17 protein-coding genes are annotated in these 18180 nt (G+C 73.0%); 7 read left to right on the forward strand and 10 right to left on the reverse strand.

From position 1 onward, the window contains the following. Positions 1-135 precede the first annotated feature (135 nt). Positions 136-600, forward strand: a complete 465-nt coding sequence (locus tag ACZ4WQ_RS15445) for a MaoC family dehydratase (protein ID WP_385349208.1) — start codon at positions 136-138, stop codon at positions 598-600. Here ACZ4WQ_RS15445 and ACZ4WQ_RS15450 read toward each other — a convergent pair. Next, a complete protein-coding gene (locus ACZ4WQ_RS15450) occupies positions 591-1007 on the reverse strand; it encodes a MerR family transcriptional regulator (protein WP_398376779.1) in 417 nt (138 codons plus the stop codon). The two genes, ACZ4WQ_RS15445 and ACZ4WQ_RS15450, sit on opposite strands and share 10 nt — an antisense overlap. Before the next feature lie 53 nt (positions 1008-1060). Between ACZ4WQ_RS15450 and ACZ4WQ_RS15455 the strand changes: the two genes are divergently transcribed. Continuing rightward, a complete protein-coding gene (locus ACZ4WQ_RS15455) occupies positions 1061-1894 on the forward strand; it encodes a class I SAM-dependent methyltransferase (RefSeq protein WP_398376778.1) in 834 nt (277 codons plus the stop codon). Between the two features lie 123 nt (positions 1895-2017). Here ACZ4WQ_RS15455 and ACZ4WQ_RS15460 read toward each other — a convergent pair whose 3' ends face one another. Then, positions 2018-2881: a helix-turn-helix domain-containing protein gene (locus tag ACZ4WQ_RS15460; RefSeq protein WP_361185033.1), complete on the reverse strand. Its 864-nt coding sequence runs from the start codon at positions 2879-2881 to the stop codon at positions 2018-2020. A gap of 238 nt (positions 2882-3119) precedes the next feature. Here ACZ4WQ_RS15460 and ACZ4WQ_RS15465 point away from each other — a divergent pair, with 238 nt between their 5' ends. Further along, complete coding sequence (locus ACZ4WQ_RS15465) at positions 3120-4010, forward strand: alpha/beta hydrolase (protein WP_398376777.1); 891 nt, start codon at positions 3120-3122, stop codon at positions 4008-4010. Positions 4011-4156: 146 nt separating this feature from the next. On the opposite strand, the gene ACZ4WQ_RS15470 is transcribed toward ACZ4WQ_RS15465, so the two are convergent. The 5 genes from ACZ4WQ_RS15470 to ACZ4WQ_RS15490 all read right to left on the reverse strand — a co-directional run bounded on the left by ACZ4WQ_RS15470 (position 4157) and on the right by ACZ4WQ_RS15490 (position 10695). Next, complete coding sequence (locus ACZ4WQ_RS15470; protein WP_311725185.1) at positions 4157-4783, reverse strand: TetR/AcrR family transcriptional regulator; 627 nt, start codon at positions 4781-4783, stop codon at positions 4157-4159. A 48-nt stretch (positions 4784-4831) separates the two neighbouring features. Beyond that, a complete protein-coding gene (locus ACZ4WQ_RS15475) occupies positions 4832-6118 on the reverse strand; it encodes an MFS transporter (protein ID WP_398376775.1) in 1287 nt (428 codons plus the stop codon). Positions 6119-6121: 3 nt separating this feature from the next. Further along, the gene (locus ACZ4WQ_RS15480) at positions 6122-7540 is read right to left on the reverse strand and encodes a CitMHS family transporter (protein WP_398376773.1); all 1419 of its coding nucleotides are present in this window, start codon (positions 7538-7540) and stop codon (positions 6122-6124) included. A 142-nt stretch (positions 7541-7682) separates the two neighbouring features. Further along, positions 7683-9917 (reverse strand): molybdopterin oxidoreductase family protein, encoded by a 2235-nt coding sequence (locus ACZ4WQ_RS15485; RefSeq protein WP_398376772.1) that lies wholly within the window; start codon positions 9915-9917, stop codon positions 7683-7685. 130 nt (positions 9918-10047) lie between these two features. Further along, positions 10048-10695, reverse strand: a complete 648-nt coding sequence (locus tag ACZ4WQ_RS15490; protein WP_311725181.1) for a TetR/AcrR family transcriptional regulator — start codon at positions 10693-10695, stop codon at positions 10048-10050. Between the two features lie 77 nt (positions 10696-10772). Here ACZ4WQ_RS15490 and hmgA point away from each other — a divergent pair, with 77 nt between their 5' ends. The 3 genes from hmgA to ACZ4WQ_RS15505 are packed head-to-tail and all read left to right on the forward strand — an operon-like array spanning position 10773 to position 14192. Then, the gene (gene hmgA, locus ACZ4WQ_RS15495) at positions 10773-12107 is read left to right on the forward strand and encodes a homogentisate 1,2-dioxygenase (protein ID WP_385349231.1); all 1335 of its coding nucleotides are present in this window, start codon (positions 10773-10775) and stop codon (positions 12105-12107) included. Further along, positions 12104-12853 carry a GntR family transcriptional regulator gene (locus tag ACZ4WQ_RS15500; RefSeq protein ID WP_358846367.1) on the forward strand — a complete coding sequence of 250 codons (750 nt, stop codon included), beginning with the start codon at positions 12104-12106 and terminating at the stop codon, positions 12851-12853. The genes hmgA and ACZ4WQ_RS15500 overlap by 4 nt, the downstream gene beginning before the upstream one ends. A 55-nt stretch (positions 12854-12908) precedes the next feature. After that, a complete protein-coding gene (locus ACZ4WQ_RS15505; protein WP_398376770.1) occupies positions 12909-14192 on the forward strand; it encodes a type ISP restriction/modification enzyme in 1284 nt (427 codons plus the stop codon). Positions 14193-14472: 280 nt separating this feature from the next. On the opposite strand, the gene ACZ4WQ_RS15510 is transcribed toward ACZ4WQ_RS15505, so the two are convergent. The 3 genes from ACZ4WQ_RS15510 to ACZ4WQ_RS15520 all read right to left on the reverse strand — a co-directional run bounded on the left by ACZ4WQ_RS15510 (position 14473) and on the right by ACZ4WQ_RS15520 (position 16371). After that, positions 14473-14736 (reverse strand): hypothetical protein, encoded by a 264-nt coding sequence (locus ACZ4WQ_RS15510; RefSeq protein WP_043487934.1) that lies wholly within the window; start codon positions 14734-14736, stop codon positions 14473-14475. A gap of 127 nt (positions 14737-14863) precedes the next feature. After that, complete coding sequence (locus ACZ4WQ_RS15515; RefSeq protein ID WP_398376768.1) at positions 14864-15760, reverse strand: anti-sigma factor; 897 nt, start codon at positions 15758-15760, stop codon at positions 14864-14866. Then, positions 15757-16371 (reverse strand): sigma-70 family RNA polymerase sigma factor, encoded by a 615-nt coding sequence (locus ACZ4WQ_RS15520; RefSeq protein ID WP_311725335.1) that lies wholly within the window; start codon positions 16369-16371, stop codon positions 15757-15759. Before ACZ4WQ_RS15520 ends, ACZ4WQ_RS15515 begins: the two co-directional genes overlap by 4 nt. Before the next feature lie 174 nt (positions 16372-16545). Here ACZ4WQ_RS15520 and ACZ4WQ_RS15525 point away from each other — a divergent pair, with 174 nt between their 5' ends. Further along, positions 16546-18084, forward strand: a complete 1539-nt coding sequence (locus ACZ4WQ_RS15525; protein ID WP_398376765.1) for a DUF4331 domain-containing protein — start codon at positions 16546-16548, stop codon at positions 18082-18084. Positions 18085-18180 lie beyond the last annotated feature (96 nt).

Consider the following 18180-nt stretch of genomic DNA (forward strand, 5'->3'; position numbering starts at 1 on the left):
GAATCGGGGCGCGCCCGCCGGGAATCGGCGGGCGCGCCGCCGCGTCGGGCGCCAGGGCCGTGGCTCGTTGACAGGCAGCGCCCGCCCGTCCATGCTGAGCAGTCGCTTAGTGATCGGACGCCAGGAGGCCGTGAGATGGCAGAGCCAAGGATCTTCACCTCGCCCGAAGAGCTGCGGTCGGCGGTCGGGGAAGACCTCGGCCCCAGCGACTGGCTGGAGATCGACCAGAAGCGGATCGACCTGTTCGCCGAGGCGACCGGCGACCACCAGTGGATCCATGTGGACCCGGAGAAGGCGGCCACGGGCCCCTTCGGCACCACGATCGCCCACGGCTATCTGACGCTGTCCCTGCTGCCCGCGTTCACCCCGCGGCTGCTGGGGGTCGAGGGCGTGCGCATGGGCATCAACTACGGCGTGAACAAGGTGCGCTTCCCCGCCCCCGTCCCGGTCGGCTCACGGCTGCGCGCCACCGGGCGGGTGGCGGAGGTGGCCGAGGTGGCCGACGGCGGCTTCCAGGTGACGCTGGTGGTGACCGTGGAGCGCGAGGGCGGGCAGAAGCCGGTGTGCGTGGCGGAGTCGGTGGCCCGCTACTACGTCTGAGCCGTGGGGCCCTGCCCGGCCAGATAGTCCTGTACGTGCGCCCGGAAGTGCGGGCAGTCGGACAGAAAGGTGTGCGGGCAGTCCAGCGCGCCGTTCAGCCGGGCACTCCTGCGGTCGAGTTCGGCGCGCTGCCGGTCAATGTCGGCCAGCTTGGACCGCACCAGGTCCCGCCACAGATCGGGGCCGGACGAGCGGTGCTCCTCCATGCTCGCGATCTCCTCGAGCGTGAAACCCACCTCCTGGCACAGCCGCAGCCGGGCGATCCGCGCGGCGTCCTGCGGGGCGTAGCGCCGCTGTCCGCCGCTGCGTTCCGGCGCGGGCAGCAGGCCCTTGCGCTCCCAGTAACGGATCTTCGAGGCGGCCACCCCGGTCGCCGCCGCCAACTCGCCGATCGTCCACTCCCCCATCGCCCGCCCCTTCCGGTTGACTTGATCCCGGGTTCAAGTCCCACGGTGATCGTATGACGACGGACATCGCCAATCATGAGCAGTTCGAGACCTGGAACGGTGACGAGGGGCGCCACTGGGCGCGGTGGCAGCCCCGGTACGACGCGATGCTGGAGCCTCTGACGGCCCCGCTGCTCGACGCCGCCTCGCTTGCGCCCGGGGACCGGGTGCTCGACATCGGCTGCGGCTGCGGGGCCACCACGCGGGCGGCGGCGGCGCGGGCCGCCGGGGGTGAGGCGCTGGGGGTGGATCTGTCCGCTCCAATGCTGGAGCGCGCCGCGCTCCTCGCCGCCGAGGAGGGTGTACGGAACGCGAGGTTCCTGCGAGCCGACGCACAGACGTACGCCTTCCCGCCCGCCTCCCACGACGCCCTGGTCAGCCGGCTCGGGATGCATGTCTTCGCCGACCCGCCCGCGGCATTCGGCAATCTGGCCGCCGCCCTGCGCCCCGGCGCGCGGCTGGCCTTTCTGAGCTGGCAGCACCCCCGGCACAGCGAGTTCGCGCGGGTCCCGGCCCGGGCGCTGCGCGGCACGGAGCCCTCGGGCGAGGGGCAGGCGTTCTCGCTGAGCGACCCCCGCCGCGTGCGTGCGCTGCTGGCCGGGGCGGGCTTCACGGGGGTCATGGTGGAGGCGGTGGAGGTGTCGCTGCGGGTCGGAAACACGCCCCTGGACGCGGTGGAGTTCATGACCGGCACGGGCGCCCTGCGCACCGCGCTGGCCTCGGCCGACCGCCCGGCCCGCGAGCGCGCCCGGCAGGTACTCACCGAGGCGCTGGGGCCGTACGCGTCCCCGGACGGCGTCCGGCTGGGGGCCGCGCTCTGGCTCACCACCGCGCGCCGCGCGGGGTAAGGGCATGGGCCTTGAGGTGCCTGCCGGCCCACCCCGTGCGAGGGCCGCCGTGCGACAGCCCCGCCTCGTGCCTCCGCCAACGATCTCGGCATGAATCAGTCACACGGAGGGGCCGGTCAAGTCCTACCGATCGGCCGCGGAGCGGTCGGTGGTGGCGGTCCAGGAGGCGAGGAGGCGCAGGGCGTCGTGGGATGGAGTGCCGGGTTCGGCGGTCCAGACGACGAGCTGCTGCTCGGGGTCGCCGGCGCAGGACAGGGCATCCCAGTCGAGGGTGAGGTCGCCTGCGACCGGGTGGCGCAGCACCTTGTTTCCCCTGGTGCGGCTGGCGACGTGGTGGTCGCCCCACCAGCGGCGGAAGTCGTCGTCCGCCATGGAGAGCTCACCCACGAGACGTGCCATGCGCTGGTCCTGCGGATTGCGTCCGGCTTCCCTGCGGAGCATGGCCACGCAGGCGCGCGCGATGTCTTCCCAGTGCGCGTGGAGGTTTTTCATTGCCGGATCGGAAAAGAGCAGCCATGCGTAATTTCGGTGCTTCTCCGGAATTTTGGAAAAGTCGGTGAGCAGTGCGGCGGCCATCGGATTCCAGGCGAGAATATCCATGCGGCGGCCCAGAATGAGGGCGGGGCTGGTGGTGAGTTCGTCGAGCAGGCGCCGCAGTTGTGGCTGCACTGTCTGTGCTGCCTGGCGGCGGGGCTGCGCGGCGGCCTTGCCGGCCAGCTCCAGCATGTACGCCCGCTCCTCGTCGTCAAGGTGCAAGACCCGGGCGAGGGCGTCCAGCACCGGGGCAGACGCCTGCCTGCGCCCCTGCTCCAGACGGATGTAATAGTCCGTGCTGATGGAAGCGAGTAGCGCCACCTCCTCGCGGCGCAGGCCCTTGACCCGCCGCTTGACGCCGGCGTCGGGCAGCCCGACTGCGCGGGGGCTGAGCTCGGCCCGGCGGGCCTTGAGGAATTCTCCCAGCTCATTGGGGTGCGCATCAGCGTTCATGACACGAGTCTCTCAGAGACCGCAACCGAGAGGGTGGGCCAGTTTTGTCCCTGGACAGCCCTGTCCGGGGACAGAAGTATCCCATTGTGCGGATGCGTGACGCGTATGAACCTGGATGACGTGACCGCAGGAGAGCCCGTGATTCGGCGTCCTGGAATTCAGGATTCTCTTCCTGCGGCAGGCATGTGACATTACCCCCACGATTCAGGCCTCCCTCATGAAAGAAGAGCAAAAGGAAATGAAGACGGACGTCGCCTTCCTCGCCAACAGTCTGAAGCTCGCCGGACACCTCTACACGCCGGATGGCACCGCCGAAGGCGAGCGCCGCCCCGCCGTCGTGGTCGGGCACCCGACCACGGGCGTGAAGGAGCAGACCTCCGCCCTGTACGCCCAGAAGCTGGCCGACGAGGGCTTCGTCACGCTGGCCTTCGACGCCGCCTACCAGGGCGAGAGCGAAGGCACCCCGCACGGCCTGGAGGACCCCTTCCAGCGCGCCGACGACTTCCGGGCCGCTGTGTCGTACCTGGCGACCCGCGACGCTGTCGACCCCGAGCGGATCGGCGTGGTCGGCATCTGTGGCTCGGGCGGCTATGTCCCCTACGCTGCGCAGACCGACCACCGGATGAAGGCCGTGGCCACCGTCAGCGCCGCGGACGTGGCTGCCTTCCTGCGCAGCGGCGACCCGGAAGGCTTCCAGAAGATGGTTGAGCAGTCCGGGAAGCTGCGCGCCGAGGAGGCGGAGGGCAAGCCGGCCGCCCTGGTCGACGTGGTGCCCGAGTCGGTCGACGACTCGACTCCGGCGCTTGTTCGGGAGTTCTACGACTACTACAAAACGCCGCGGGCCCACCACCCGCGCGCGACCAACAAGTACGTGCTGCGCAGTGTCGACCAGCTCGACCAGTTCGACGCCTACGCCGATGTCGACAAGATCGCCCCGCGTCCACTGCTGATGATCGCCGGTACCGAGGCCGCGACGCTTCCCTTCAGCCAGGGTGCCGTTGCCAAGGCCGGCGAGACCGCCGAGCTCTTCCTGATCGAGGGCGCGACCCATGTGGACCTCTATGACAAGGACGAGGCGGTCACCCCCGCAGTCGCCAAGCTCACCGACTTCTTCAGCAAGAACCTGTGAGCGCCTGAGCTCAACCCCACCACCCGGCACCGCTCAGGCGCCGCCCGACGTGCCCCCGCCCCGGCAGGGGGCACAGTCCGTCCCGCGAAGATCCACGACGCAGCCTGCCGACAGGCCCGAGCCGTCGGGGCAGGTGCCTTGACCAACTAACCCGCCGCGCCCACCATGCGCAGCGCCAGCCCGGCGTAGAGCTCGCCGACCTCGTCGGGGGTGCTGCGGCCGCGGGCGTTGAACCAGCGCGCGACGTCGATGCACAGCGACAGGACGGCGACCGTGGTGCCGCGGACGTCGGCGACGTCGAAGTCGCCCGCCTTCACCCCGTCCTCGACGATCGCCCGCACCGCGCCGTCCGAGGCCCGCCGCAGCGCGGTGATCTCGGCATAGTGGTCCTCGGCGAGCGCGTCGAGCTCGTACTGGACCACGCGGGCGGTGGTGTGGTGCTCGGCGTGCCAGCGGACGAAGGCGCGCACGGCCTCGGCGAGCCGCTCGGCGGGGGTGCCGGCGCCGTCCCTGGCCGCTTCGAGGATGTCGAGCGCGAGCCGGTGGCCGACCTTGCTGATCTGGTAGAGCAGCTCTTCCTTGGTCTTGTAGTGGATGTAGAGCGCGGCGGGGCTCATGCCGGCGCGGCCCGCGATGTCGCGGGTGGTGGTGGCGTGGTAGCCGCGCTCGGCGAAGGCGTGCACCGCGGCGGTCATCAGCCGCCGGGCCGCGTCCGGAGTGATGTCGCGCCACGCCTCGGGGGCGCCCTCGGTGTTTTTCGCCTCCGCGTCCATGGCGGACACCCTACATGCCGGTGAGCAAGCGCTTAGGCCCTGTCTTCCTCAGGCCTTTCGCTCGGCCGAGGGCTCCGTACGGCGCCCGGGCGCCTCGGGCCGGGCCGGCGGCGCGGGCGGGGCGCCGCGCCGGGCGGGCCGTATCGCTACGCCCGCGGAGGCGAGCAGCAGCACTCCGAGCATCACGAACGGCGCGGCCGTCCCCGCGATCCCGGCCAGCACGCCCGCGGAGGCGGGCGCGGCGACCTGGCCGAGGCGGTTGCCGGTCAGCCGCAGCGCCAGAGCGGTGGAGCGGGCGCCGTCCGGGGCCGCCTGGACGACGGTGGTCATGGACAGCGGCTGGCCCACCCCGAGGCAGAAGCCGAGCGCGGCCAGCAGAATCCCCAGCCCCCAGGCGGGCACCGGCAGGGCGAGCGCCGCGCACAGCAGCCCGGCCCCCAGGCAGCTGACGGCCATCAGGACGGTGCGGCCCATCAGCCGGATCATCGGGGTCATGACGAGCCGGCAGGCGATGGTGGCCGCGGCGCGCACGCTCAGCAGCAGGCCGATGACCGCGGGCGCGATGGACCGCTGTTCGCCGACGACGGGGAGGTAGGCGGTGAGGATGTCGGTGGCGGAGAGCACGGCGAGGCTGATGAAGATGCCGGAGGCCACGCCCCGGGTGCGCAGGATGCCGACCACGGGGACCCGGCCGGAGCGCGCCCCGCCGCCCTCGGACCGGTCCGATGCCCCGGCCCGCGTACGGTCCGCCGCCGGTGTGCGGTGCTCGATGCGCCACAGGGAGGTGACCGCGAAGGCCGCGACGACGGCGGATACGAAGAGCGCGGCCGCGCTGGTCCGGGCCAGGGCGTCGCCGTGCTCGGAGACCACCTGACCGGCGGCGATGGGGCCGATGAGCTGGCCGAGGGAGGCGCCGATGGTGAAGTGGCCGAAGTTGCGGTCCTGATCCTCCGGGGCGCTCTGGCGGGCCACCAGGGACTGGGCGCCGATCACGAAGGACAGATGGCCCAGGCCCATCACCCCGCTCCACACGGCCATCTCCAGCAGCGAACCGGCCCGGCCGCTGAGCGCGCAGCCGGTCACGATCAGCACCACGCCGATCGGCAGCAGCGGGGCGCAGCGCCCGTGGTCGGTGCGCCGCCCCAGTGGTACGGCGGCGAACAGCGGCAGCAGGGCGTAGACGCCCGCGATCACGCCGACCGCCCGGGCGTCGGCGCCCAGCGCGAGAGCCCGGTAGGAGACGGCGGGCCGCGCCATGCTCACCGCCCCCTGCGCGAACGAGAAGGCGATGACCAGGCGCAGCAGCCAGCCCCTACCGGGCTTCGGAGAATCCACGGGTCAGATGATGCCGAAGAGCAGGCCCGCCCCGAGCACCACCAGCGAGGTGAGCGCCGCCCACTTCACCACGAAGCGGGTGTGGTCGCCGAACTCGACCTTCGCCATGCCGACCAGGACGTAGACGGCCGGGACCAGCGGGCTGGACATGTGCAGGGCCTGCCCGACCAGGGAGGCGCGGGCGATCTCGACCGGGTCGACCCCGTGTGCGGCGCCGGCCTCGGCGAGGATCGGCACGATGCCGAAGTAGAAGCCGTCGTTGGACATGAAGTAGGTGAGCGGGATGGACAGGATGCCGGTGACCAGGCCCATGTGCGGGCCCATTCCGTTCGGGATCCCGTCGACCAGCCAGCGCGCCATGTGCTCGACCATGCCGGTGCCGGTGAGCACGCCGGTGAAGACGGCGGCGGCGAAGACCATGCCGGAGACGTTGACGACGTTCTCGGAGTGGGCGGCGATACGGGCCTTCTGGTCCGCGACGCGCGGGAAGTTGACGGTGAGCGCGATGGCGGCGCCGAGCAGGAAGAGGACCGGGATCGGCAGGTCCTCGCGGATCATCATGGTGAGCAGCCCGATGGTGAGGGCCGCGTTGAACCAGTACAGCTTGGGGCGCAGGGTGGGCCGGTTGGGGTCGAGCCCCTGGTGCTCGTCGGAGTCGTCCTCGGGCGCCTCGGCGTCGGTGCCGCCGCCCGCGCCGCCGATGGCCTGCTTGCCCTTACGGCCCTTGGCGCCCGTGCCGGAGCCGGTGGAGCCGCCCGCGCCGACCAGCACCGTCTCGGGGTCGGCGGTGACGTCCTCGAGGGTCAGCGTGCCCAGGCGCTTGCGCTCGCGCAGACCGAGGCCGTAGGCGAGGGCGAAGACGAAGACCAGGCCGGCCGCGAGGGCCGGGATCATCGGGACGAAGATGTCGCTGGCGTCGAGCTTGAGCGCGGCGGCGGCGCGGGCGGTGGGGCCGCCCCAGGGGAGCGTGTTCATCACGCCGTTGGCCATGGCCGCGACACCGGTCATGACGACCAGGCTCATCTTCAGCCGCCGGTACAGCGGCACCATGGCCGACACGGTGATCATGAAGGTGGTGGAGCCGTCGCCGTCGAGGGAGACGATCGCGGCGAGCACCGCGGTGCCGACGACCACCCGCATCGGGTCCGCTTTGCAGAACCGCAGGATGACCCGGACGATCGGGTCGAAGAGGCCGACGTCGATCATCACCCCGAAGTAGATGATGGCGAACATCAGCATCGCCGCGGTGGGCGCGAGGTCACCGACGCCCTTGAGGACGTAGTCCCCCAGGTGCGCCCCCTTCCCCACGATGACGCAGAAGAGCGCCGGGATGAGCACCAGCGCACCCATCGGAGTCATCTTCTTCATCATGATCAACACCAAGAAGGTGGCAATCATGACGAATCCGAGGATTGTCAGCATATTTGGCTACCTCACGTTCGCCCTTGAACTCCCCCAGAACTGGCGGGTCGAGGTGACGTTAGGTGGCGCAACTTTCTGTTAACAAGGTCTTGACGTGCGAGCAATAAGCGCAAAACCCCAGGTCAGCCGTATGAGCGCGGTTTCAGCCCGCGGGGGTGACCACCGTGAGCTGCACCGGGCAGCCGTTGAGCACCGCGGTGCCGGAGAGCGGATCGAGCCGGGATCCGTCGATGAGCCGGTTGACGTTGACCCCCGGGTGCGCCGCCGCGACCGACATCCGGGTGCCGGGCCGGTCGTGCCCCCAGCCGTGCGGCAGGCTGACCACCCCGGTCCGTACCGCGTCCGTCACCTCCACCGGCACCTCCAGCTCCCCGCCGTCGCCCTTGACCCGCACCAGGCCGCCGTCGGCCACGCCCAGCCGGGCCGCGTCCTCGGGGTGGAGGTGGAGGGTGCAGCGGTTGCTGCCGCCGACCAGCGCCGGGATGTTGTGCATCCAGCTGTTGTTGGAGCGCAGATGGCGGCGGCCGACCAGCAGCAGCCCGTCCGCGCGCCCGCCCAGCGCCCGCCGCAGCCGCGCCACTTCGGCGGCCATCGGCTCCGGGCACAGCTCGACGGTGCCGCTGCGGGTCTTGAGCAGGCCGGGCAGGCGCGGCCGCAGCGGCCCCAGGTCGATGCCGTGCGGGTGGGCCAGGACCCTGGCCAGGGTCAGCCCCTCGGGGTCGGCGCCGAAGCCGTCCCCGTACGGGCCGAGGCGCAGCATCATGTCCAGCCGCCGCTCGGCGCCGCTGACGCCGGTGAGATGGGCGGCGAGCTCTCCCCGATCACGGCCGTGCACCGGCGAGGCGGGGTCGGCCACGGCCTTGCCGAGGGCCGCGTCGATCGCCATGGCGTCCACGGCCGCCGGGTCGGCGCCCGCGTGCCCGCCCGCGCACAGCGTCAGCCGCGCCAGGATCTCGGCCTCGCTCATCCGGTCCGCGTCCAGCGGGAGCGCGGGGCGGGTGTAGCGGACCTGGTTGCGCACCGCGAGGGTGTTGAAGGCGAAGTCGAAGTGGGGGCTCTGGCTGGGCGGGGGCGGCGGCAGGACCACATGCGCGTGGCGCGAGGTCTCGTTCAGATACGGGTCCACGCTCACCATGAAGTCGAGCCCGGCCAGCGCCCGGTCCAGCCGGTCGCCGTCCGGCGCGGACAGCACAGGGTTGCCCGCGATCACGATCAGCGCCCTGACCTGCCCCTCGCCCGGGGTCTCGATCTCCTCGGCCAGCGCCGCCGCGGGCAGTTCGCCCTTCGCCTCGGGGTGTCCGCCGACCCTGCTGCGCCAGCGGCCGAGCGCGAACCCCTTGCCGGGGCGCGGCGGGCGCGGCGCCCCGGCGGTGGCGGAGAGCGGGAACATGACCCCGCCGGGCCGGTCGAGGTTGCCGGTGAGGGCGTTCACCACATCGACCAGCCAGCTGGTGAGCGTGCCGAACTCGACGGTGGTGGAGCCGATCCGCCCGTAGACGGCGGCCCGTGGCGCGGCGGCGAGCTCGCGGGCGAGCGTACGGATCTCCTCGGCGGGCACCTCGCAGACCGCGGCCACCGCCTCGGGCGTGAAGTCCGCCGCCAGCCGCCGCACCTCGTCCACGCCCGTCAGATGCCCGCCGGCCGGCTCCGGGGCCACCAGGCCCTCCTCGAACAGCACCCCGACCACGGCGAACAGCAGCAGCGCGTCCGTGCCGGGCCGGATGGCCAGATGCCGGTCGGCGGCCTCGGCCGTGCGGGTGCGGCGCGGGTCGACCACCGTGAGCCGGCCGCCGCGCCGCCGCAGGGCCTTGAGCCGCCCGGGGAAGTCGGGGGCGGTGCACAGGCTGCCGCCGGAGTCCAGCGGGTTGGCGCCGATCATCAGCAGATGGTCGGTGCGGTCCAGGTCGGGCACCGGGATCGCGTGCGCGTCGCCGTAGAGCAGGCCGCTGGAGACATGCTTGGGCATCTGGTCGAGGGTGCTGGCGGTGAAGATGTTCCGGGTGCCGAGCGCGCCGAGCAGCAGCGGCGGATACAGCCCGCCCGCCATGGTGTGCACGTTCGGGTTGCCGAGGAACACGGCCGCCGCCTGCGGCCCGTACCGCTCCAGCAGCGGCCGCAGCCCGGCGTCCACGGCGGCGAACGCCTCGTCCCAGCTCGCCGGCTCCAGCCGCCCGCCGCGCCGCACCAGGGGCCGCCGCAGCCGGTCGGGGTCCGCGTCCAGCTGGCCGAACGACGCGCCCTTGGGGCAGATGAAGCCCCGGCTGAAGACGTCGTCGCGGTCCCCGCGCGCCCCGGTGACCCGCCCCTCGTCGATGGTCAGGGTCAGCCCGCAGGTGGCCTCGCACAGCGGGCAGATGCGCAGAGCGGTACGGCTCATCGGTCCCTCCTGGGGACGGCGGCGGCAACGGTGACGCGACGACTTCTCACCCTACCGATTGGTACGCAGGTGAGGGAGGGTCGGGCCACGCGGCGGAGCGGAACCGCATGGACAGGCCCGCCGCGGGCGGTCAGTCCAGCACGCCCGCCAGATACGCGCGCAGCAGCTCCTTCGTCTCGGCCACGACCACCGGGTCGCCGTCCGGGTGGACGCGGAAGGCGAGCCGCAGCAGCGCGTCCGCGGTCTCGACGGCGAGCAGAAAGGCCACCCGCACCCGCTCCCCCGCCTCGCCGGACTCCTCCAGGCCCAGCCGCTCGCCGAGCAGCTCGCGCAGCCGGTCCGCGACCAGGTGGTTGGGCTGGTCGGGCCGAGCGGTCACGGGCACCGGCATGCCGAACTCGACCAGCGCGAAGCCCGGCGCCCCGCGCTTCATCGCCAGATACTCGTCGACCACCACGTCCATGGCCTCCCGCCAGCCGCCGCCCGTCCCGGACTCCGCCAGCCGCTCGGTCACCCGCGCGGCGTACTCGTCGAGATTGCGGTGGGCCAGGGCCTCGGCCATCGCGCGCTTGTTGGAGAAGAAGCGGTACACCGAGCCGATGGGGACGCCGGCGCGCTCGGCGACCGCACGGGTACTGAGGTCGTCGTAGCCGGTCTCGTCGAGGAGTTCGGCGCAGGCGTCGAGGATCCGGCCGAGGCGCTCGGCGCTGCGGCGCTGGACGGGGGCGCGGCGGAGGGGCGGTGGCGGTATGGGCACGCCACCATCCTGCCCGATCATTGACGCGCCCCGCTTTCGATTCCTATGGTCCTCCATAGGAATCGCACGCCCAGTGACCAAGTGGCGGGAGCCGGACGATGAGCGGCGGAACGGACATCGAGCGAGCGCGCAAGACGGCCGCGGGGCTGGTGTACTCCCCCGGGTTCGGCAATGAACACAGCAGCGAGGCCGTCGCGGGCGCGCTGCCCGTCGGCCGCAACTCCCCCCAGCGCGCTCCGCTGGGGCTGTACGCGGAGCAGCTGAGCGGCACCGCCTTCACCGAACCGCGCGCCCACAACCGGCGCTCCTGGCTGTACCGCATCCGGCCCTCCGCCGCGCACCCGCCCTTCGTCCGCGCCGACAACGGCGGGCTGCGCGGCGCGCCGTTCACGGAGTGCGCCCCCGACCCCAACCGGCTGCGCTGGGAACCGCTGCCCGCCCCCGCTCCCGGCACCGACTTCCTCGCCGGCCTGTGGACCCTCGGCGGCAACGGCGACGCCTCGCGCCGCTCCGGCATGGCCATCCACCTCTACGCCGCGAACGCGCCCATGACCGACCGGGTGTTCAGCGACGCCGACGGCGAACTGCTGATCGTGCCCGAGCGGGGCGGGCTGCTGCTGTGCACCGAGTTCGGGCGGCTGCGCGCCGAGCCGGGGCAGATGGCGCTGGTGCCGCGCGGCGTGCGCTTCCGCGTCGAGCCGCTCGACCCCGAAGTGCGCGGCTACGTCTGCGAGAACCACGGCCGCCCCTTCACCCTTCCCGACCTCGGCCCGATCGGCGCCAACGGGCTGGCGGGCGCGCGGGACTTCCTGGCCCCGGTGGCCGCGTACGACGATGTCGAGGGCCCGGTGGAGGTGGTCAACAAGTTCTGCGGCAACCTCTGGTCCGCGACCTACGACCACTCCCCGCTGGACGTCGTCGCCTGGCACGGCAACCACGTCCCGTACGTGTACGACCTGCGCCGCTTCAATGTGCTCGGCAGCATCAGCTACGACCACCCGGACCCGTCGATCTTCACGGTCCTCACCTCGCCCTCCGACACCCCCGGCCTGGCGAACGTCGACTTCGTCGTCTTCGCGCCGCGCTGGCTGGTCGGCGAGGACACCTTCCGGCCGCCGTACTTCCACCGCAATGTGATGAGCGAGTACATGGGCCTGATCGAGGGCGCGTACGACGCCAAGACCGCCGGGAAGGGCGGCTTCGTGCCCGGGGGCGGCTCGCTGCACAACATGATGTCCGCGCACGGCCCCGACCGGGAGACCTTCGAGCGGGCGAGCACCGCCGAGCTGACGCCCCGCAAGGTCGACGACGGGCTGGCCTTCATGTTCGAGACCCGCTGGCCCGTGACGGCCACCCGGCAGGCGCGCGAGGCGGACCACCTCCAGCAGGGGTACGACGACGTCTGGCGGGGCCTGGAGCGGCACTTCCAGTGACCACCTTCGCCCCCGACTCCCTCACCCTGAACCGCAAGCTGCCGCTGTGGTACCAGGTCTCGCAGTCGCTGCGGGCCTCGATACTCGGCCGCGGCCCCCACGAGCCGCTGCGGCTGCCCACCGAGGACCGTCTGGCCGAGCACTACGGCGTCAGCGTCCTGACGATGCGGCAGGCGCTCAAGGAGCTGGAGTCGGAGGGGCTCATCAGCCGCCACCGGCGGCGCGGCACCTTCATCGAGCCGAGCGCCCGGCGCGGCGCGCCGGTGCGGCTGCTGGGCTCGGTGGACGCGATCGTGGCCCAGCAGTCCGGCGAGCGGACGACCGTACTCGGCCACGGGCCCGCCCCCGTACCGGCGGAGCTGGCCGAGCACTTCCCGGGCCTGCGCGAGACCACGGCCTACCGGCGGCTGCGGAGCGACGCGGCGGGCGGCGAGCCGACCAACTGGGCCGAGAATTTCGTCCGCCCCGACATCGCCGAGCGCATCGACGTGGCCGACCTCGCGCGCTGGCCGATGACGAAGGTGCTGCGGGACGCGGTAGGGGTCCGGATCAGCCGCATCACGGACACGGTCGAGGCCCGCCTGGCCGACCCGGAGACGTCCCGGCTGCTCCGGGTGCCGCTGCTCAGCCCGATCCTGCACTACACGGGGGTGACCTACGACGACGCGGGGCGGGCGGTGGACGTGGCCCGCATCCACTACCGGGGGGACCGCTTCTCGTTCACGGTCACGGTCGAGGCGCGGTGACCGCCGTCGGCTGAGCGGTTCCCGCGCGCCGCGCGCCGGGCGGCCCGTGGATACGATGCGGGGTGGGAGTGGGAGAACGTGCCGGGGGAAGGGCTGCGGCGTGACGGCGACACGGGCCACAGGGGCCGACCGGGCCGTATGGGCCGACGCACCGCTGCTGGCGGACCTCATGCCCTGGTCCGTGGCGCCGCTGCGGCTGGGCCGGGCGTGGGTGATGGGGCCGGACCCCAAGACGCTCAAGGCGCGCTGGGAGCGGCTGGTCGCCGCCGGTGACGCGGCCGGTCGGGCGGCGCTGTTCCGGCCGAGCCGTGCCCGTACGCTGCACGTCGCCATGCCCCAGCTGCCCGGTCAGCGGACCTCCACCGTCCCGCTGGCGGGCGAGAGCGGGCCGTGCCCCGAGCCCGTACGGGTCGCTCACGGGCCGTACGACCAGCAGTGGCTGATCCCCGACCACCGGCTGATCGACGCCGCCCGGCCGGAGCTGTGGCGGGTGACCGACGACCGGCAGATCCACGCCGTCGAGGGGGCCGGTCCTGACCCGGGGCCGACGCTGACGTTCTCCGCGCTGCTGCCGGACGGCTACTCCCCCGCGGGCCGCCCCGGGCGGATCCGGCCGCTCTACCGCCGCCCCGGCGGCCAGGAGCCCAATCTCGCGCCGGGGCTGCTCGACCGGCTCGCGGCCGAGCTGGCGCGTCCCGTCACGGCCGAGGACTTCCTGGCCTGGGTCGCCGCGGTGGCCGGCCATCGCCCGGAGGGCTGCGCGGTGCCGCTGACCGCCGACCCCGGGATCTGGGAGGCGGGGGTGGAGCTGGGCCGCCGGGCGCTGTGGCTGCATACCCGCGGGGCGCACAGCGGCGAACGCCCGCGCATGCCGGGCGGCCAGCGCCCCTACGTACGCGCCGCGCTCCCCGAGCGCGGGCTGCCCGAGACCCTCGCGTACGACCCGGAGGACGCGACCCTGCACCTCGGCGCGGGGCGGATCTCACCGGTGCCGCGCAGCGCGTGGGAGTTCCACGCGGGCGGGGCGCGGGTACTGGAGACCTGGTTCGAGCGCCGTACGGCCCGGGGCGAGCCCGGCACGCTGGAGGCCGTCGTTCCGGCGGCCTGGCCGCGCGAGTGGACATCGGAGCTGCTGGAGCTGATCACCGTGCTGGCGCTGCTCGCCGAGGATCGCCCGGCGCGGCGGGCGCTGGCCGACCGGCTGGCCGCCGGGCCGCGCCTCGGCCCGGCGGAGCTGGGCGAGGCGGGCGTGCTGCCGGTGCCGGGCGCGGCCCGGCGCCCGGCGTCCGTGCTGGACCATCACGAGGAGGGCCCGGGCGGGCAGTTCGCCCTGATGTGAGCCGGACGGTGCCCGGCTGCTCCGGCGCTACGCGCACGTGCCTCCGGGGCGAGGACGAGTGCGTACGCGCGCCCGGAGGCAGCGGCCATGCCGCGCGCGGGCACGGGGTCACCGGCTGGAGCGGGGCCGGTTCCGCCGTGCCCGGAACGCGGACGGCGATGCGGGCGTCACGGGCGGCGGGCCCTGGGGGCGGGCCCACCGGATCTGCCATGCCTGCCGGGCTGCCCGGGGCGACCTGGCCCGCCGGAACGGGCCGGGCGGGCCGGGTGCGCCGGACGCCTCAGTGGCGGCTGCCGAACAGCGAACGGCGCAGTCGGCGCAGCGGCGCGAACAGCGACACCCTGGCGCCCCTGTTCCGCTCGGTGCGCGCGTGGTCCCGCGCGGTCAGCTCCTGCATCAGCACCGTGGCGCCCTCGGCCTCTCGCTGCGGCACGGCAGGGCCGCCCAGCACCGCGAGATGTCGGTCGAGGCGGGCGCTGGTCGACCCGCTCCCGCAGTTGATGGCAGGCACTCGCGGCCTGCTGCGTACTGTTATCTGCTCCATGTCACTCCCCACCCGTACGAGGGCACCCGCCCCGGGCAGAGTAACCCTACCTTGGCGAGCCGTCACCCACGCACCCCCGGTCGCTGATTTACCTCCGCGTCAAGGGTGTTGACGCGTCCATCGCGAATCATGGATCACGCAGGGCGAGTTGCACGACCGGATTCGTGCTGGGCCGGGTTGACCCCCCGTCCGGTTCCAAGGTGACCGCGAGACGCTCGGTGTGCGCCCCGAAGCCGCCCGTGACCAGCGATGTCCCTTCCCCATTGCCGTCCAGGAGCCCGGCCGAGCGGGGCGTGCCCGAGGCGCCCGAGGGGCCGGCGTCGATCATCCACAGCTGGTACGCCCGCCCGTCGGGCGGCGCCGCCAACCCGGAGACGGTGACCACAGCCGCGCCGAGGCGGCGCGAGGTTACGGCGTTGATGCCGCGGCCCTGGGCGTCGCGCGCGCTGACGCCCCTGGCGTCCGGCGCCGACAGCACCTGCTCGACGGCGCGCGTCGCGCCCCGCTCCCGGTCGAGCGCGTCGCGGGTGCGCACCAGTTCGACCCCGAGCACGACCGCCGCGGCCAGGGACAGCGCGCCGGCGGCCGCGGCGATCCGCAGACCGAGCACGGGGCGCCGGAAGGAGGGGGACAGGCCCCTGCCGCGCGCCCGCCGCCCGCCGGGCCCGGAGCGGCCCGCGTGGGCGGCGCGGGCCTGCTGGCCCGCGTATCCGTATCCGCCGTCCGCCGCGGAGGGCGCCTCCTGGGGGGTGGCGTAGGCGGCCGCCAGCACCCGCTGCCGCATCTCGGGCGGCGCCGGGGCGGCCACCGCCCGCGCCAGCCGCACCGCGCCCTGCGCCAGGTCGCGCACTTCCTGGGCGCACCCCGGGCAGCGGGCCAGATGCCGCTCGTACCGCAGGCGCTCCTTCGGGTCCAGGGCGTCGAGGGCGTACGCGCCCGCCGGCGCATGCGCCTTGCGCCCCCTGCCGCCCCGGTACGCCGGGGTCCGGTCGGTCGGCCGGCTGGTCGGCCGATTGTTGGTCATACCGCCGCTCCCAAGCACTCGCGCAGCCGCGTCAGCCCGTCCCGCATCCGCGTCTTGACCGTTCCCAACGGTACGGCCAGCCGATGCGCCACCTCCCGATAGGAGTACCCCTCGTAGTACGCGAGGGTGACCGACTGCCGCTGAAGCTCGGTGAGCCGGGCCAGACAGCCGCGCACCCACTCCCGCTCAAGACGCCCCTCGACCGCCTCCGCCACCTGGTCGAAGGCCGGGCCCTCCGACTGCCCGCCGACGCGCGCCTCGCGGTCGGCCGCCGAGCGGGCCGAGCGCACGCGGTCCACGGCGCGGCGGTGGGCGAGGGTGAGGATCCAGGCGAGCGCCGAGCCGCGGCGCGGGTCGAAGCGCGCGGCGGTGCGCCAGACCTCAAGCAGCGCCTCCTGCGTGACCTCCTCGGACTGGGCCGGGTCCCGCAGCACGCGCCGCACCAGCCCGTACACGGGCCCCGACACCATGCCGTACAGATCCTCGAACGCACGGTGGTCGCCGCCGGCGACCAGCGGCAGCAGGTCGTCCGGGCCGCGCCCGCGCTCCCCCGCGCGCTCCTGTCCACCCACCCACCCGCGTATCGGCCCTCGTTCTCCCGTCTGCTCCACACTCACGCGGCAAACCCCGCTTCCTGCCATCGGTCTCGCTGCCCCGTCTTCGGTTGCTTCGGTTGCTTCGCGACGTCCGCCGAAAAAAATCCACCGACCCACCAATCCGGTCGGCCGACCGCTCCGAATAGCCGACATCAGCCTGTCCACCACACGTACGAAGGACCGACCCAGATGACCTCAATCACCAAGAGGAGTGTGGCCGCGCTCGTGGGCGGAGCGCTGGCCGCGGGAGGGCTCGCGGTGGCCGGTGTGGCCGCGCTCGGGCCCGAGGCCGCGGAGGCCTCCAGCCACCGGGAGGCGCCGCTGATCTCGGGCCAGCCGGAGTACGACACCACCGACGTCTACGCGTTCGTGAGCCCCGACAAGGCGGACACGACGACGCTGATCGCGAACTTCCTCCCGTTCCAGGACCCGGCGGGCGGCCCGAACTTCTACAAGTTCGCCGAGGACGCCCAGTACGACGTGCGCATCGACAGCGACGGCGACGCCCGGGAAGACCTGATCTACCGCTGGACCTTCAAGGACCACGTCCGCAACGAGGACACGTTCCTCTACAACACCGGTCCGGTGACGTCCCTCGACGACAAGGACCTGAACTTCTTCCAGACGTACGACATCGAGCTCATCAAGCTGCGGCACGGCAAGGCCGTCGAGCGCACCAAGGTGGCGGACGATCTGGTCGTGGCCCCCTCGAACGTGGGCAAGGCGTCCATGCCGGACTACAAGACCCTGCGCGACGAGGCGATACGCAAGGTGTACGGCGGCGTCACGGCCTTCGCCGGCCAGGCCGACGACCCGTTCTTCGCCGATCTGCGGGTGTTCGACCTGCTCTACGGCGGCGACCTGTCGGAGGTCGGCAACGACACCCTCAAGGGCTACAACGTCCAGTCCCTGGCCCTCCAGGTGCCCACCGACCAGCTGCGCGAGTCCCATGAGCAGCCGGTGATCGGGATCTGGTCCACCACCCAGCGCGCGGACGCCTACGGCGACTACGCCCAGGTCTCGCGGCTCGGCATGCCGTTGGTCAACGAGGTTGTCAACCCCCGTAAGGACAAGGACAAGTTCAACGCGTCGAATCCCAAGGACGACGCGCAGTTCCTGGACAACGTGGACGACCCGGAGCTGCCCAAGCTGATCGAGGGGATCTTCAAGATCAAGGCGCCTGACACCCCGCGCAAGGACCTCGAGCAGGTCTTCCTCACCGGCGTGCCCGAGCTCAACCAGGTCGACGGGGGCAAGGCCTCCGAGATGCTGCGGCTCAACACCTCCATCAAGCCGACCCACGAGCCCAAGCGCCTCGGCGTCCTGGACGGCGACCAGGCCGGGTTCCCCAACGGCCGCCGGCTCACCGACGACGTGTTGGACATCGCGCTCCAGGTCGTGGAGGGCGAGCTGCTCGACCAGAAGAACGACCTGGGCGACGCGGTCGACGCGAACGACCAGAAGTTCGAGAGCTACTTCCCCTACGTCGCGCTGCCCAACTCCGGCTCGGACGTCAAGACCGCCACCAAGAGCGCGGCGGCCGCGACGGACGGCCGGACCCTGCTGAACGGCGGCTCCGGCATCGTCACCACCACCACCGAGGACAACAACACGCTGCTGGCCACCTCCGCCGCCGCGGGCGGCGCGGCGGTGCTGCTGCTGGCCGTCGGCCTGACCTGGCGCCGGCGCCGCCGGCGGCTGGTGCGGGTGCACACCCGCAGGCACTGATCCGGCGTGCGCACCGGCCGGGGCGCGCTTCCCTCGTGGAACGCGCCCCGGCCGGGGCCCGGAAGGCCGAGCACCAGGCCGCTTCCGTACGTACAC

Source organism: Streptomyces sp. NPDC028305 (genome assembly GCF_055569495.1).